This is a genomic window from Thermodesulfitimonas autotrophica, from assembly GCF_003815015.1.
In the GTDB taxonomy this organism is placed as follows: Bacteria; Bacillota; Desulfotomaculia; order Desulfotomaculales; family Ammonificaceae; genus Thermodesulfitimonas; species Thermodesulfitimonas autotrophica.
In genome coordinates this window covers 349,868-364,436 of sequence record NZ_RKRE01000001.1, presented here as the reverse complement: position 1 = coordinate 364,436, position 14,569 = coordinate 349,868, and the positions used below count along the sequence as shown (strand labels likewise).

At 61.5% G+C, this 14,569-nt stretch carries 14 protein-coding genes and 1 tRNA gene; 14 read left to right on the top strand and 1 reads right to left on the bottom strand.

Annotated features, from left to right (window positions below; genetic code table 11):
* The first annotated feature begins 150 nt into the window (after positions 1 to 150).
* A complete protein-coding gene (locus EDD75_RS01800) occupies positions 151 to 1,200 on the top strand; it encodes an RRXRR domain-containing protein (protein WP_123927167.1) in 1,050 nt (349 codons plus the stop codon).
* Here EDD75_RS01800 and EDD75_RS01795 read toward each other — a convergent pair.
* On the bottom strand, positions 1,136 to 1,918 hold the full coding sequence (locus EDD75_RS01795) for a hypothetical protein (protein WP_123927164.1): 783 nt from the start codon (positions 1,916 to 1,918) through the stop codon (positions 1,136 to 1,138). The two genes, EDD75_RS01800 and EDD75_RS01795, sit on opposite strands and share 65 nt — an antisense overlap.
* A gap of 354 nt (positions 1,919 to 2,272) precedes the next feature.
* Between EDD75_RS01795 and EDD75_RS01790 the strand changes: the two genes are divergently transcribed.
* The 13 genes from EDD75_RS01790 (at position 2,273) to EDD75_RS01730 (ending at position 14,565) form a co-directional block, all read left to right on the top strand.
* Complete coding sequence (locus EDD75_RS01790; RefSeq protein ID WP_123927161.1) at positions 2,273 to 2,476, top strand: hypothetical protein; 204 nt, start codon at positions 2,273 to 2,275, stop codon at positions 2,474 to 2,476.
* Positions 2,477 to 2,537: 61 nt separating this feature from the next.
* The gene (locus tag EDD75_RS01785) at positions 2,538 to 2,984 is read left to right on the top strand and encodes a hypothetical protein (protein WP_123927158.1); all 447 of its coding nucleotides are present in this window, start codon (positions 2,538 to 2,540) and stop codon (positions 2,982 to 2,984) included.
* A gap of 78 nt (positions 2,985 to 3,062) precedes the next feature.
* Positions 3,063 to 5,615: a hypothetical protein gene (locus EDD75_RS01780; RefSeq protein ID WP_123927155.1), complete on the top strand. Its 2,553-nt coding sequence runs from the start codon at positions 3,063 to 3,065 to the stop codon at positions 5,613 to 5,615.
* Between the two features lie 51 nt (positions 5,616 to 5,666).
* Complete coding sequence (locus tag EDD75_RS01775; RefSeq protein ID WP_148087040.1) at positions 5,667 to 7,076, top strand: diguanylate cyclase; 1,410 nt, start codon at positions 5,667 to 5,669, stop codon at positions 7,074 to 7,076.
* 112 nt (positions 7,077 to 7,188) lie between these two features.
* A complete protein-coding gene (locus EDD75_RS01770) occupies positions 7,189 to 7,395 on the top strand; it encodes a hypothetical protein (protein ID WP_123927148.1) in 207 nt (68 codons plus the stop codon).
* On the top strand, positions 7,385 to 7,606 hold the full coding sequence (locus EDD75_RS01765) for a hypothetical protein (protein ID WP_123927145.1): 222 nt from the start codon (positions 7,385 to 7,387) through the stop codon (positions 7,604 to 7,606). The genes EDD75_RS01770 and EDD75_RS01765 overlap by 11 nt, the downstream gene beginning before the upstream one ends.
* A 128-nt stretch (positions 7,607 to 7,734) precedes the next feature.
* Positions 7,735 to 8,295, top strand: a complete 561-nt coding sequence (locus EDD75_RS01760) for an AAA family ATPase (RefSeq protein WP_123927142.1) — start codon at positions 7,735 to 7,737, stop codon at positions 8,293 to 8,295.
* A gap of 164 nt (positions 8,296 to 8,459) precedes the next feature.
* Positions 8,460 to 9,653 carry a cytochrome c3 family protein gene (locus EDD75_RS01755; RefSeq protein WP_170157659.1) on the top strand — a complete coding sequence of 398 codons (1,194 nt, stop codon included), beginning with the start codon at positions 8,460 to 8,462 and terminating at the stop codon, positions 9,651 to 9,653.
* 41 nt (positions 9,654 to 9,694) lie between these two features.
* Positions 9,695 to 9,913, top strand: coding sequence for a hypothetical protein (locus tag EDD75_RS01750; RefSeq protein WP_123927136.1), 219 nt, complete (start codon positions 9,695 to 9,697; stop codon positions 9,911 to 9,913).
* Between the two features lie 258 nt (positions 9,914 to 10,171).
* Positions 10,172 to 10,248, top strand: a tRNA-Arg gene (locus tag EDD75_RS01745).
* A 41-nt stretch (positions 10,249 to 10,289) separates the two neighbouring features.
* Positions 10,290 to 12,515, top strand: a complete 2,226-nt coding sequence (locus tag EDD75_RS01740) for a cytochrome c3 family protein (protein WP_123927133.1) — start codon at positions 10,290 to 10,292, stop codon at positions 12,513 to 12,515.
* A gap of 133 nt (positions 12,516 to 12,648) precedes the next feature.
* Complete coding sequence (locus tag EDD75_RS01735; RefSeq protein ID WP_123927131.1) at positions 12,649 to 12,975, top strand: hypothetical protein; 327 nt, start codon at positions 12,649 to 12,651, stop codon at positions 12,973 to 12,975.
* Positions 12,976 to 12,993: 18 nt separating this feature from the next.
* Positions 12,994 to 14,565: a methyl-accepting chemotaxis protein gene (locus EDD75_RS01730; RefSeq protein ID WP_123927128.1), complete on the top strand. Its 1,572-nt coding sequence runs from the start codon at positions 12,994 to 12,996 to the stop codon at positions 14,563 to 14,565.
* Positions 14,566 to 14,569 lie beyond the last annotated feature (4 nt).

The following is a 14,569-nucleotide window of genomic DNA, read 5'->3' as shown; positions in this document are numbered from 1 at the left end:
CGCGGGGCTACCAAGGACTTCCGGGTATTTCGCCAGCCCGGACTATCTCCGGCAAAACCGCTCAATGCCGCGCACGGTCGGAAATCGTGCTATGCCCTGCGGACATCGCCGAGGCGACAATCACTCCGAAAGGAGGCCGAGTATCGGCAGATGGTTACCAGAGTGCCCGTTGTGGGCGTGGACGGGAGACCGCTCATGCCTACCACTCCGAGGAAAGCGCGGCTGATGATCCGGGACGGGATCGCGGTCCCGCGCCGGAACAAGCTGGGACTTTTCTACGTCCAGATGCTCCGTCCCGTGGGGACGAAAACCCAGCCTGTGGCCCTGGCCGTGGACCCGGGCGCGAAATACGACGGCGTGGCCGTGGCTTCCCACCGGCGGGTGGAACTGAAAGCGATGGTCTTTCTTCCGGATGATGTCCCTAAAAAGATGGATGCCCGGAGGAACCTGCGCCGGGCCAGGAGGTACCGCAACACGCCCCGGAGACCAAAAAGGTTCGACAACCGCAGGAGGAAGGGCTACTGGCTGGCCCCCACGCAGCGATCCAAAGTCGAGACCCGGCTGAAGGTGGTGCGGGAACTGTGCAAAATCTACCCGATCCGGCTCATCGTCACCGAGGATGTGCGGTTCAACCACGCCAGGGACAGGAACGGCAAATACTTCTCCACGGTGGAAATCGGTAAGACCCTCACCTACCGGGAGTACAGAAAGCTGGCCGAACTGAAGCTGGTCGAGGTCTCCGAAACGGACGCCTGGCGGGCAAGGTTCGGTCTGGAGAAGCGCACGGACAGGAAGTGGGAGCAGGTCCCGGAGACCCACGCGAACGACGCCGTGGCGATGCTGATGGGCGTCACCGGCTGCCATGACAACCGGGACGCCCCCTTCTGGGTATGGCACAGGCTCAGGTACGCCAGGCGGAGCCTCCACCGGCAGCATTTCCAGAAAGGAGGTATCCGCCCTAAATTCGGCGGGACAACAAACGGCGGCCTCTTTCGCAAGGGCGACTGGGTGGAGGCGGAGAAGGCCGGGAAGGTGTACCGCGGTTGGGTGTGCGGGCTTCCCACGGAGACCACGAAACTGGTGGGCGTGGCGGACGCCGACGGGAGGCGCATCGGCCAGTTCAGCATGAGAAAGATCAGATTATTGGCAAGATCGACGGGATTTTCGTGGAGGGAGGTGAAGCCCGCATTCCTCCCCTGAATGAATTCAGAGGAATCCTGCGGGCGAGATCTTGAAATAGGTAATTTTTTGAGCTTTGTAAAGAAGGTAGTAGCGGGTTTGTGCGCCGGGCGTAGTCATTCCAAACTTCCGTGAATGATTTTTGAGCCAAATATTCTTCCTGCCGGATTCTTTCTTTCAATACGAGCAGAAGAAAGCTTAAAGACAATGCTCCGTAGGCGAAGGAAATGAACTTGTATTGCGGAGCGGTACAGACGAAAAGGCTGAGACTTATGCTGCCGAGGAGACTGAGATAAGAAAGATAGATAGGGTGCCGGACCAGAGAATAAGGGCCGAGCGTTTTAAGGGAAGGAGGGACTTCGACGCCGTTCACAAAGCAGGTTCCGAGCCACGACACGGCCTGGTGCCATAGTGCTGCGCTCAGTGCGGTAGTTCCTCCCAAAACCAGGGCGGCCAGGAGCTGGATGCGTGAAAGGGGATGAGAAAAGTGTTTGAAATAAACAAACACTTCCAAGGCAAGAAAGAAAAGAAATGCGAATACGGCGATTGTAACCCAGATCGGTTGCTTTTGCCAGATTGCTCGCATGATTGTTCGGGCGCGCCATGCAGTACGCCACACGAAGGATATGATTGCGATGTCTGCCACGGCAAGCGGCGCGATGGCAGGTATGAAGAGGGCAGCATACGTAATCAAAACACCAAGTGCGACTGTGACAAAAACCACCGTGCAGGTTTTCACGGAAGGAGCCCTCTTTTTTTTAGGTTAGTCAACAACATTGAAGCGTGGCTACCTCCTTTTGACCTTTTATGGATATCTGCTGCTGGTTTTATCCTGCTCTCTGGAACCGGAGCAGTCCTTCACCAAACCTTGTTGGACGCCACTTTAAGTTTTTTAAGCGAAATTTTAATTTATCTCAGCGGGGTTGGGTTTTTGTGCTGCATTGGATTGTTAGGATTATATTTCGTTTTTAGTCTGAGGAGTTCGCGGAAGGAATAAACTTTTCCTTTGTCACTCACCGAAAAAGATAGGCAAAGGTTGGGTTCTATGAAGCCAGGAGGTTTTCCTGCCGGAAGAAAGGAGGTGCTACCGAATTTGCAAAACGACATCGTGAAGAGCCTAAAGGAAGTTTTCGACGCCTACGCGAAGTACGTGCGTTCCCGCGCGGAGAAGCGGTGTGTCAGCGACGAGGAGAGCAAATCGCCTTTCATTGGGGCCGACACCGAACTTTCCATGCACGTCGAAACCCTGCGCAGGCTGGGGGAAACGATTATCAATCTGTCGAAACTGGAGAATTAGGTATTAAGAGGGGCCGGACGGATGAAAGCCCGGCCTTTTCTTTTTTTAGGGGGTGATTGCTTTGGCGGAAACGATCCGGGCTTCTGTCGATGAGCAAGCGATTCCTGAAATCTGCCCCAGGCTCGCCAGGTTGATCGCTTACCTGGGTCGGGAATACACCGCGATTGCAGGTAGGGAGGTTTCTCCCGAGGACATTCTCCTTGCGGCGAAGATCGTCAAGCACCTCCGGCCTCTCTTCGCGGGAAACTTGCTGCACGAATTCGTCCGGCTGCGGGCGTTCCTGCGGGAACACCGCGGCAAGATGGTCCGATTGTACCGGATGTACCAGATACACGTCCTGTGCTCGGAGGACGTCAAAAAAGTCTTCTTCAACCCAGTCGCGCCGCTGATTTTCTACCTGCTGGAGACGCGGCGGTGGGAGCTGCTGGCCGGGTGGGAAGATGCTTACCCGTTTCGCATTTTGCAGGACTTGGCTCTCATCTGGGGCAAGCCGTTCACGTTCGATTAAGTTGCAAAAGGAGCGTGATCCTGTATGTTTCACCACGCCAACCAGAACAACCCGACGAAAGGAGGTGAACCTGCAACCATGTGCAAGCTGCTTCTCTTCTCCGCGCTGCTCGTAGCTGCGCTCATATTCGCAGCTTCTCCGGCTTTCGCCTCCGCGCACCCGCCCTGCCAGTGGGTCCAGGTGGACGCGGACAACGATCCGAGTACCCCGCCCGTAAGCGTCTACGGCTACTGGGCGGACTTGAACGGGACGCAGGTACTCATCGTCTGCGACCCCAAGACGGATGAGCCGGTGCAGGACCAGGACGGCAACGGTATCGCCTACGTCAACAACGGCGGGTACGTCCAGGCCGAAAAGCAGGTGCTCGACAAGTACGAGACGAAGCGGGCGCTCGACTGGGAGCACCCGAAGGAGATAAAGCCGCTCCAGCTTACTCTGCTGGCGCCCAACGTCCCGCTTACACTGACGTACAACTTGCAGGACATCAACGCCCACGGCGGCCTGTGGCTCCACAGCACGGGTAATTGCGTCTCCTGGGGGCAGGGCAGGGGCTACGCCAAACTGCTCACAAACAACCCGGACGACTGGCTCATCGTGCTGGCCGTGACCAACCCGAACCCGTTCCCGGTGAGCGGGAAGGTCGACGCTCAACTCTGGAGATGGTCTAACCTTTACTCCGACTGGCCCTTTCAAAAGAGTCTTGCACTGGCCCTCGGTCCCAACGAAACGAAGTACGTACTGGTCAACAGGAGCAAGCAGGCCGATCTCCTGGCGCAGAAGTTCTCGGACTGCGATACGCAGGGCTACACGCTGGCATATATGTGGGCAAGCAGCGTCAGCGCGGCGGCCCTCCAGGACTTCCCCGCCGACATCATGGGTTCAGCGAAGGGCTTCGGCACGTTCGACATTTACGGGCCTTCCGAGCCGAGGTGGCCGATGCGGTTCGCGGTGGGCGTGAAGTGCAACGTCAACGCTTCCAAGTGGGGCGCGGACCTCGAGATGGACGAGAGCGGCAAGTTCCGCACCTTGAGGATGTGGGATAGCTTTTACAATTACGTCTGGTTTGACGCAGACGGGCGTGCCCACCTTTACCCCGGCAGCAGACCTCCTTACAAGTCCTGGTGGTCCGACCTCTACCGCGCCAGGGACGTGATCGAGGGCTGGTTCAACTCGCACAAGCTCTCGCAGATCCCGCTCATTGTCGATTCCCGGGACGCCAGGACGGTGGACGGGCTCTACTTCTACTGGTGCTCGTCCTCTTCGGGCTGGTGGCCAGAGAACTACGGCGCCTACGCTTCCTGGACGGAACAGGAGGGGCCGGTGCTCGTGGGGGCGAAGCCCCAGACGAATTTCTGGCTAGACTGGAATGTGCCCAAGTGGGCTCCGGTCCTGGAGCAAAACTTGGATAGGTACAGCTTTTACTGGAACGGCTCAATTCGCCGGATCTGTGGAGGGAAGGGCACCTTCTTCTGGGGCGACCGCCGCGAGTGGCTCCCGGTGTTCATGGCGAGGCTGTGCTTCGTCCACCGCTACTCCTTCATACCCGTTCAGGGCGACGTTGGAGTGCTGAAAGAAGACGTGGTGCCCGGCTACCAGATGTGGATCCAGACGGAGAGGGCCCCGAAGCTCTCTTTCAGCCACCCGCTGAAAAAGATCACGGCGACCAGGTACCATTTCCTCGGAGGCGACAACGGGCCGTATGATTACCTCAAGTACCTCGTCACCACCTGGGAATACGTCCCCGGTGCGGGGTGGACAAAGCTCTCGGAGCGTCAAGAATCCTACTGGTGGGAGTCTACCCCCGCGAGAGCGACTTGGGGGCGCTATTATTTCGTTCCCTATCCCGACAACAGCGACCCGAGGTCTGTTGGGGTGACCCCCGACGTCTGGGACGTGCGGGTGGAGTACGCGAGCGTCCTGAGCGCCGCCAGCGAGCTCATCGGCGGCGAGTTCAGGAACCGGAGGGGCTCCGACCTCTACCTCTTCGACCGGGCGGCGGACGCGCTCCGGGGCGGCCTCTACAACCTCTACGGCGTCTGGTACGGGTGGGGGTTCGGCAATTACACTCCCGCCGTGGCCAACCTCAGCGCGCCCGCCAGCAAAGTTACAGTTCCTTCGCCGGTGCGGGTGGAGCCGAAGACCTCCGCGCCCAGGTGGCGGCAGGACTTCGCCGCGTCCGTGCGGGTGGCGCGGAGGCCCGACGAGGACCCGGGCGCCGTGCTGAACGCCGTTTTGGCCGCAATCCAGGGGAGCCTGTCGAACTGCGAGGCCGTGTTCCTCTACGACCCGTACGGTTACGACTCCTACGGCTGCACGCCGCAGTTCGTCCTGGATCCCGATGTTCCGGTCAACTGGGGAAACTACGCGGTTCCTGTCGAGTGGATCCGCGGCTTCGGGTGCCTCCGGGACGCCTACAACTGGCTCTACCTCGGCACCCCGGACACCGTCTGGAGCAACTTCTCCTACTTCGCGCCGCTGAACGGGGGCTACGTGGCGCTGCCGGACGACGTGTTCTTGAACCAGTGCGTCCGGGAGTGGCCCCTGCGGCGCGAAGAGTGGAACTGGTTCTACGAAGACCCGTGGCTGGTGCGCTGGTGGAGCTACCGGTCGCAGAAGTGGATCGTTTCCTGACAAAGACCCGCGGCGACCCCGCGGGCCTTTTCTTTTTCCGAGGTGGTCGACGTGCTGTTCTTCCAACCCCTGAGCCTGCGTTTCGCCTTCGTGGCCGTCGCCTTGGCCGGCGCATTCTTCGGCGCCGCCGGCGCGTGCCTCTCGCCCGCGTTCGGGCCGGCCGCCCTCATCTGCCCGGCGGGCCTCGCCCTGCTGGCCGCGCTCGCAGTAGCGAACGTTTCGAAAGAAAACATTGCCGGGGCCGCGAAAAGGCTGGAGGCGCGCCTGAGGGCCGGCGGCTTCGCTCCCGCCGATCCGGGGGAGGTCCCGGCCGAAGTCAGGCCCCTCGTGGAAGCCTTCAACCTCGCCGTCGCGCGCGCCGCCGAGATGAAAGAGTCCCTCACCCGCGTTTCGGCGACCGATAGCATGACCGGGCTCTACAACCACCGGGAGTTCCACCGGAGACTGGGGGAGATGGTCTCCCGGGGAGAGAAGGTGGCCGTCGCCTGCTTCGACCTTAACGACCTGAAGCAGGTCAACGACCGGCACGGCCACCAAGCCGGGGACGAGGTGATCCTGCTTTTCGCCTCCGTCCTCCAGGACGCGGCTTCCAGGGTCCCCGGCGCGGTCCCGGCCAGGCTGGGCGGCGACGAGTTCGCCGTCCTGCTCCCCGGGTTCGACTACGAGGCGGCGGAGCGCTTTTCAAAGAGCGTCGCGCGGGATCCCAGGCTGGAGGAAGGTTCCGCCCGGTACTGCCCCGGCGGAAGAGTCACCGTGGGCCGGGGCGCCGCTGCCTACCCTGGAGACGTGGAGGACGCCGGGCTGCTTTTATCCAGGGCCGACGAGCGGATGTACGCCCACAAGTCCAACGGCAGGAGCTTCTCCGCGAAGCTCTCCTCGGTCCTGGCCAGGCTCGACGGCGAAACAACGCTTGACGAGGCCGAGGCGGTCTTCGAGGCGCTCCTGGGGCTGATAGACGGGCTGGACCGCGGCCTGGCGTCCCACTCTCGGAGGGTCGCGAAGCTGGCGCGGGAGGTCGCAGTGAGGATGGGGCTGCCCCCGCAGGAGGTCCGGCTGGCCGGGATCGCGGGCAAGTTCCACGACATCGGGAAGCTGAGCGTGGGGCCGTCGGTATTACGGAAGAAAGAGCCCCTCACGGAGGAGGAGCGGAAGCTCATCGAGCGCCACCCCGTCCTGGGCGCGGACATGCTCTCCGCCGTGGCCGCGATGAGGGAGGTCGCCGTGGCCGTGAAGCACCACCATGAGCGTTGGGACGGCACGGGCTACCCGGACGGGCTGAGGGGCGAGGAGATTCCCGTCCTCGCCAGGATCGTCGCCGCGTGCGAGGTCTACGACGCGATGACCAGGGCGGAGTTTCCCAGGAAGGGCTACGCCCCGGAGGCCGCCCTGGAGGAGATGCGGAAGTCGGGCGGGTTCGACCCGCGGGTGGTGGACGCGCTCTCCGGCGTGATTGGCCGGTGAGGAGGGGTTCCGGTTTGCGGGCGACGCGGCACCTGATAATCTTCGGCGACTCCCGTGAGATGCGCGAACTCGCGGACGAATCGGTTCACCTCGAAGAAGGGAGCGAGCGGCTTTGGATCAATGGTTACTGAAGAAGCGGTGTCCTCTTTGTGGTGAGTGCCATCTGAGCCTGCGGGAAAACGAGGAATTCCTCCGGTTCTTCCCAGGGCCGGAACTGAATCTCGAACGTCTGGAAGAGGACGAGAAAGCGGCTGCCGTGCCGCCCTGCGGGTGGTTGGTGGTGCGGGCAAAAACTGCTTCAGGGGGCGGTGAGCCGTGAGTTGCACGGAGAGAGTGTGCCGGGCAAAGTTTTTGGTGCGGGTTGCCGTCCTTTTGGAACTGGTTCTGCTGTTTTTTGCAAGGTGCTGTCCCAGCCTAACAAAATCGTGTCTTTTTGGCGGCCTATTTTTTGTCGCGGAAGCGATAACGGTTTTGCTGTTCGTGTTATCCGTTTTTTTATTTTTAGCGCCGTAGCAGCACTGGCGCTATAGTCACGCCTGCAGCGAGCCAGAGCGAAAATTCTAAGTTACTGAGCAAATACCAAATCACTGTTGCTTTTGCCTTACAATTTTTGTCTATTTGTTCTTCTAACCGAAATTTCCTGCAAAGAGGGATCAAAATGCGTCTCTTGCTCGTCGGCCCCGCCGGGTCCGGCAAGGACACGGTGGCGGACTACCTCGTGGAGAGGCACGGCTTCAGGAAGTACGCCTTCGCCGACAAACTTAAAGAAATCGCGGCGGAGATGTTCCCGGAGCTCTACGAAAGTAACCGGCGAACGCTGCTCCAGAAGCTGGGCGACGCTTTCCGGAACCTCTATCCGGACGTGGGGGTGGATCACGTCCTGAAGAAGATCGCGGCGGACGACCCGCCCTGCGCGGTGATCGGCGACGGCCGGTACGCGAACGAGTACCAAAAGTGCGTTGGGGAAGGCTTCGTGCCGTTGTTCGTGACCGCTTCTGTCCAAACCCGTCAGGCGCGGTTGCGGGAGCGGGACGGTCGGCTTCTCGCCTTAGAAGAAGAAACGCACCCTTCGGAAAAAGAAGCGCTTACCGTTCAAGCGTTGTTTCCCGGGTACCTGATTAAGAACGACGGGAGTTACGAAGAGTTGTGCAGAAAGGTCGACGAATTCGTCGCGTGCTTGCGGGGCGCGGGGATCGCCGGCGGAGCCGCTTGCTTGTAGGTAGCAAGCGCACATCAAGACTCTTGATATCGGAAAGCCACAGCGAGAGTATCACCCCCACTGTTCCGCCGGGATGGTGGGCCGGCATAAGCGAGGGCCGCTTCTGAAGCGGCTCTCTTCTTTTAGCTGGCTTTTGCCGATTTCCTTCATAGGAGGTGGTTTCCGTGCGGCGGTTGTCTTTGGTCTCCTGCATATTGTTGCTCGCGCTGCTCGCGTTTCCCGCTTATTGCCTCGCCTGGACGCACGGGCAGTTCACCGCGACCACGGACGCCTGCGCGGGCTGCCACGTGGCCCACGCCGGACAGGCGGCGAAACTCTTAAAAGTTGGCCCGCCCGAGGCGGCTCTCTGCTTCCTCTGCCACGGCGACGGCGGAACTTCTGCGCCCTACGACGTGGAGGACGGCTACACCGTGGGGGCGGCGGTCTACCCCTCCACGGCGGGCGGTTTCGTCTACGAATTCAAAGACCTGAACGCGAACTACGCCATTGACCCGGGCGAGCTAATTCCTGTGACCTCCCGGCACAACGTCTGGGGGGTCGTGTACGAGAGCGGCCCCCTGGTTTTGGACCCGGCGGCGGTGACGCTCGCGATACCGGGCGGCTCGAACGCTTTTACCGGGACCGGGTTCACCTGCACCTCCTGCCACGACCCGCACGGTGGAGGCGCAACCCCTGACCCTGCAACCGGCCTGATAACCGGTAGCGCTACAACGCCGAACCCGCGCTTGCTGCGCAAGACGATTACCGTTGGTACCGCCACTTACAGTGACCTCTACGTATCTTTTAAGTTCGAAACGGTAGGCACATTTACTTACGGTACCCCCTCGGTCGCTTCGGGCGTCTACCGGGTAATCCAGTACGTCGACGGTAGCACGAACTGGTGCGGCGCTTGCCATGTCAAGTTCCAGACCGACGATCCCGACACTGTTCCCGGTGCCGGGCACGCCGTATTCTACTACGGTATGTGGCGTCACCCTGTGAATGTTCATGTCATACCGCCACCTGCAACATCAACAGCCACTTTTGACGGGAGCATTGCCACCGGAACACCGCTAGAAATAAAGCCCACTGGCAGCAATATATCAGGGCTGCAGTATGTTCGGAATCTAGGGTGTCTTACCTGTCACCGGGCGCACAGCACGACCGCCACGATGGCCGGCTGGGCATCGAGTTGGCCGCGCTCCGAGGGCGGCACCAGCTCTTCGTCTGCGCTCCTGCGGATGGACAACCGCGGCGTCTGCTTCAACTGTCACCGTAGCGGAGAGTACAACTGCTGGCAGGATACGCGCATTGACTGCTCCAAGTGCCATCCCGGCGCCCATGTTGTCACCGTGGATTGTACTCTCTGCCATCTGTAGAATCAGCTGATTCCTAAAAATCTTTGCCCTAAGAAAGGAGGATGGAAACAAGCATTATGCGCTTTTCAAAGAGTAAGCTGAAAAAATTGCGCAAAAAGCGCGCGAAGCAGATGAGGATGACAGAGCAAGACAAGAAAAATGCGCTGAACTTGGAAGCGCATCAAATCGCGGTGAAATTGTGCAGGGGAAAGGTGCCGCTGGTGAGCGAAGTGCCGAGAAGCCGCCTTCCGGGTTCATTCGAATCGGGCAAAAGGCGTTAATTTGCAACAGTTTAAAAAGAGGGGGTGCTGTTACGGACGAGAAACACGCTCAGCAGACACCAGACAAGAACTGTCTGAACTGCGCGCACTTTAGCGACGAGGACGGCTTCTGCTTCGGCGGTTTTCGGCTCAGGTATATCCCTGCACCGGAAATAACTTGTTGCGAGAACTGGAAATCCGACGGTACCGATTCCCAAAAAACGAAGCGTTGACCAAGAGGGGCTGGCGGAAAGGCCAGCCTTTCTTTTTGGTCGAGTCGCGCCCGTAGCTCAGGAGGACAGAGCGGCGGTTTCCTAAACCGCGGGTCGGGGGTTCGAGTCCCCCCGGGCGTACCAAGATATCGAAGTAGCTCAAGAGGGGGTGTTTTACCTTTGTCATGTTAAGAACCTTTCTGATCATTTTCGCGTTCGTGCTTTTTCCGGGAATCGCCTGGGCGGTAGGGCCTCACGGCCCCTATTTCGATTCTCCAACCGGCTGCGGCGCGTGCCACGTGAGCCACGCGGCCTACGCGAAGCCGCAGATCATCAAGCCGAGCCAGACCGCGATGTGCCTGGTCTGCCACGACGGGACGGCCTCGATCTACAACGTCTACAACGCGGTCTACGGCTTCGGGCCGCTCTCCGGCTCGACCCACTTCCACCCGGTAATAAACACCGGGAACCCGGCGGTGGGCAGCGTGATCGAGTGCGCCTACTGCCACAACCCGCACGGCAGCACCCCGAAGCTCCTGTGGAACTACTGGGACAAGGCCACTTTGACTACAGGCGTCTACGGGCCGGGCTTCTGCCTCATCTGCCACGGCGCGACCGACAGGCTCTTCCCGAGCGTGGAGGACCCGGCGGTGAGCTACTGGGTCTACACCCTGGGGACGCACGAGAACGTCTACACGGCCCACTACCAGGAAGTGAGCCCGCTGCTGCCGCCCTCGGGGACGCAGGTGACCTGCGTCGCGTGCCACCACCAGCACGCCTCGGACTCGGTCAGGTTCTTGGTTTACGGCGGCGGGGTGCCGCTCTGCACCACCTGTCACGTGCTTTCCGGCTCGGGTTCGGTCCATCCGGTAACCGCCTTCTCCCGGACGGGCTCGGTCCACGACGTTTACGGGATCACCGACCCCGCGACCGGGACGACCGACCCGTATAAAACCGGGCTTTTGTGCACCTCCTGCCACGGGCCGCACACGGTCAGCAGCTTTGCTTACGTGGCGTGCACGGACTGCCACTACCCGTCGCCGACGGACAGGAACGCCTACAAGCTCACCGGCAGCTACTCCGTCCTCTCCGACCCGGACAACACGAAGCTCAGCTTCACCGGCGCGGCGGGGAACGCCTCCTTGGGCGGCGCGGCGAACTCGACGGGCGACCTCTCCGACTTCTGCCTGCGCTGCCACGACAACGACCCGCCGGTCGCCACGGCCACTTACGCGGTCTACGTGCCGAGCACCATCAGCTTCGCAAACCTGCCGCCCGTGACGACCAATTCCGGCGGCTGGGCGAACAAGGCGAACTACAAGCAGAGCGCGCACGGCTCCCAGAGCACGGTCATCACCTGCGGCGAGTGCCACGAGAGCCACGGGTCGAACTACAAGTGCCTGCAGCGGTATCCCGAGGACTCGACCACGGTCGACGGGGAGTGCCTGCGCTGCCACAACGGGCTGAACGCCACCTGGCCGAACGCGCCGAACGTGAAGACGGACCTGACATCCACTTACCACCACCCGACGCTGACGGTCTCCGGTCTCCACAGTAACACGGAAAACTACGCATTGAACCCGAACCGGCACGCGGAGTGCGCCGATTGTCACGACGTTCACCAGGCAACGAGTCCGAACCCGCTGGCGGGCGTCTCGGGCGTGACGCCCAACTACGGGACCACCGCCTGGACGATTCCGACGTCCTACGCCTTCACGAACGGGGCGACCTACCAGTACGAGGTCTGCTTCAAGTGCCACAGTTACTTCAGCTACGGGAGCACGCCACCGCTGAGCCCGACGGACGGGTTGGCGGAGACGGATCCGAGCGTGGAGTTCAACCCGAACAACCAGGGCTACCACGCGGTGGTGGGGCCTTCGAAGGTGCCGCAGTTCGCGGACTCGGCGGGGAACCTCCACTATTACGGCTCCTACCTGCTCCCCTGGTGGGGCGGGGCGCAGCTCAAGTGCTCCGATTGCCACTCCGGGACCAGGAGGGGGCCGCACGGGTCGGCCAACGGCTACATCCTGAAGCTGTCGGGCCAGGCGCTCTGCACTTCGTGCCACGACCCGTACTTCTACGCGACCTACGCGCAGACGCCCACGGGGAACCCGGCGATAGACGGCTCGGACAGCCTCCGGTCGGGCTTCTCGAACCCGAGCCTCGCGACCAACCCGAGCTACACGTTCCAGGGAACCACGGCTGTGGCTTCGGTCTACAACTACCACCCGGTCCACGCGAACCTGGGCTGCTTCGCGTGCCACGCGGCGCTGCCGCACGGGTGGAACGATGACCGGTCTCTCTTGGTCAGGCAGGCCGTCACGGGGCGCTACAACGGCGGGTCGCTGCTGTGGAACACGATCACGGTCCCGGCGTCACGGGGGCAGTGGAACTGCACGGACTGCCACTGACAGACGGAAGGCCCGGCTTCCGGAGAAATCCGGGGCCGGGTGCTTTTGTTTTTGGTGTGCCGCAGAACGGGAGCACTACTGTTCCCGTTTCTTTTTGTTTCAGGCGCAAGACTTTCAAAGAAAGGGTGGTATTTTGCGGAAGAAGGTTGTTGCAGTTCTTGTCACAGGCTGTCTCTTGGCCGCGGGGTGCGGCGCGAAGAAGGACATACGCCCGATCAGGAGCAGCGGAGCGCCAAAACCTGCCGTATGCGCCGAACAAAAAGATACCGTCACCGGCGTTGTCCGGAAGGACGGCAGCTGGTACTTGCTTTCGGCGGGCGGCAGGAACTACGTCCTGGTGCCTGGGAACTGCGATTCCGAGTCCGCCAGGAAGGCCATCGAGTCCCACGTGGGGAAGCCGCTCACCGTCCGGGGTGAGGCGGACGGGTCGAAGCTGCGGGTAGACGAAGTTAAAAGTTAAAAAGGGAGGTAGTTTTTCGTGCGCGAGCTCAAGCTGCAGAACGTGGTTGCTGCTTTGGTGGCCGCTGCCGTAATCTTTACAGCAATCGCTTGCACCGTCGCCGGAACGTTCGTTATGCGGTCGAGCACGACGAACCATCTACAAGAAAACCTGAAACAGAACCTTGTCGGGACCTACGACATGCTCTTCGAACATCACTACCCCGGCGCGTGGCGCGTGGAGGGGGACAAGCTTTACAAGGGCAACGTTCTGATGAACGGGAACTTTGAAGTCGTCGACCAGGTGAAGGAAGATTTCGGTGTTGAGGCGACCGTCTTTATGGGCGACACCCGCGTGGCGACTACCGTGAAGGACGCTGCGGGGAATCGGAAAGTCGGGACCAAGGCGGCCCCCTACGTGGTCGAGGCGGTCTTGAAGCAGGGGCAGAACTATTACGGCGAGGCCGACGTGGCCGGGACGCCCCACCTCACGGCATATATGCCGTTACGGGATGCCCAGGGTAAAGTTGTCGGGATGTGGTTCGTCGGGATACCCCTCTCTCACGTTAAAGCGACGATCGCCAGGATGGCGTGGACGGCGGGCCTGGTCGGCTTGATCGCGGTCCTGCTCTCGGTCCTAATAATAGTGCCGCTCGTCAACCGGTTTGTGGCGCCGATCGAAAAGACGGCCGAGCAGCTGAAAAAAGTAGCTGACGGGGACCTTTCCCAGGTCGACCTGGGCGCGCAGCGCTTCCGGGCGCTGCGGATGCTCGCCGACGCGACCGGGCGGATGGTCGGCCAGTTGCGGGACCTGGCGACCCGGGTCCAGGAAGCCGCAACCCAGACCCGCGGCAGGAGCGAGAACCTCGCCGCATCGGCGGAGGAGCTGTCGGCAACGGTCCAGACGGTGGCGGCGACCGTCGAGGAGCTCTCGGCGGGAGCGGAGGAGACGGCGGCGCACGCCCAGACGGCGGCGGAGATCGCCGACAGAATGGAGCGGGAGGCGAACGAGGGCATCCGAGCGCTGGACGGTGCGGTAAGCGGCATCCGGAACGCCCAGGAGGCGGTCGATAAGGGCGCCGGTCTCGTGAAGGAGCTGGGCGAGCGCTCCGCGGCCATCGGCCAAATCACGGAAGTGATCAAGGGCATCGCGGAGCAGACCAACCTTCTGGCGCTCAACGCCGCGATCGAGGCGGCGCGCGCCGGCGAGCACGGGCGCGGCTTCGCGGTGGTGGCGGAAGAGGTGCGAAAACTCGCGGAGCAATCGGCCCACGCGGCGGAAGAAATCAGCAAGATCATCGCGGAGATCCAACAGGGCACCGGCGAAGCAGTCAGCGCCATCGACCGGGCTTCGGCCACGGTGCATGAGGGCGTCCAGGCCGTGGTCGGCACGGAGGAAAGGCTCAAGAGCATCCTCAAAGGCGTGGCGGACACTTTAGCCGGGATCCGGGACATCGCGCAGGCCACGGAGCAGGCGAGCCAGGGGACCCAAAACGCAGCGCAGTCGGTCCAGGAGGCGAGCCGCGTGGCGGAGCAGGTGGGGCAGATGGCCGCGGAGCTCGCGCAGCAGGCGGCGGAACTGCAAGAAGCGGTAAAAGTGTTCAAACTTTAAGGGG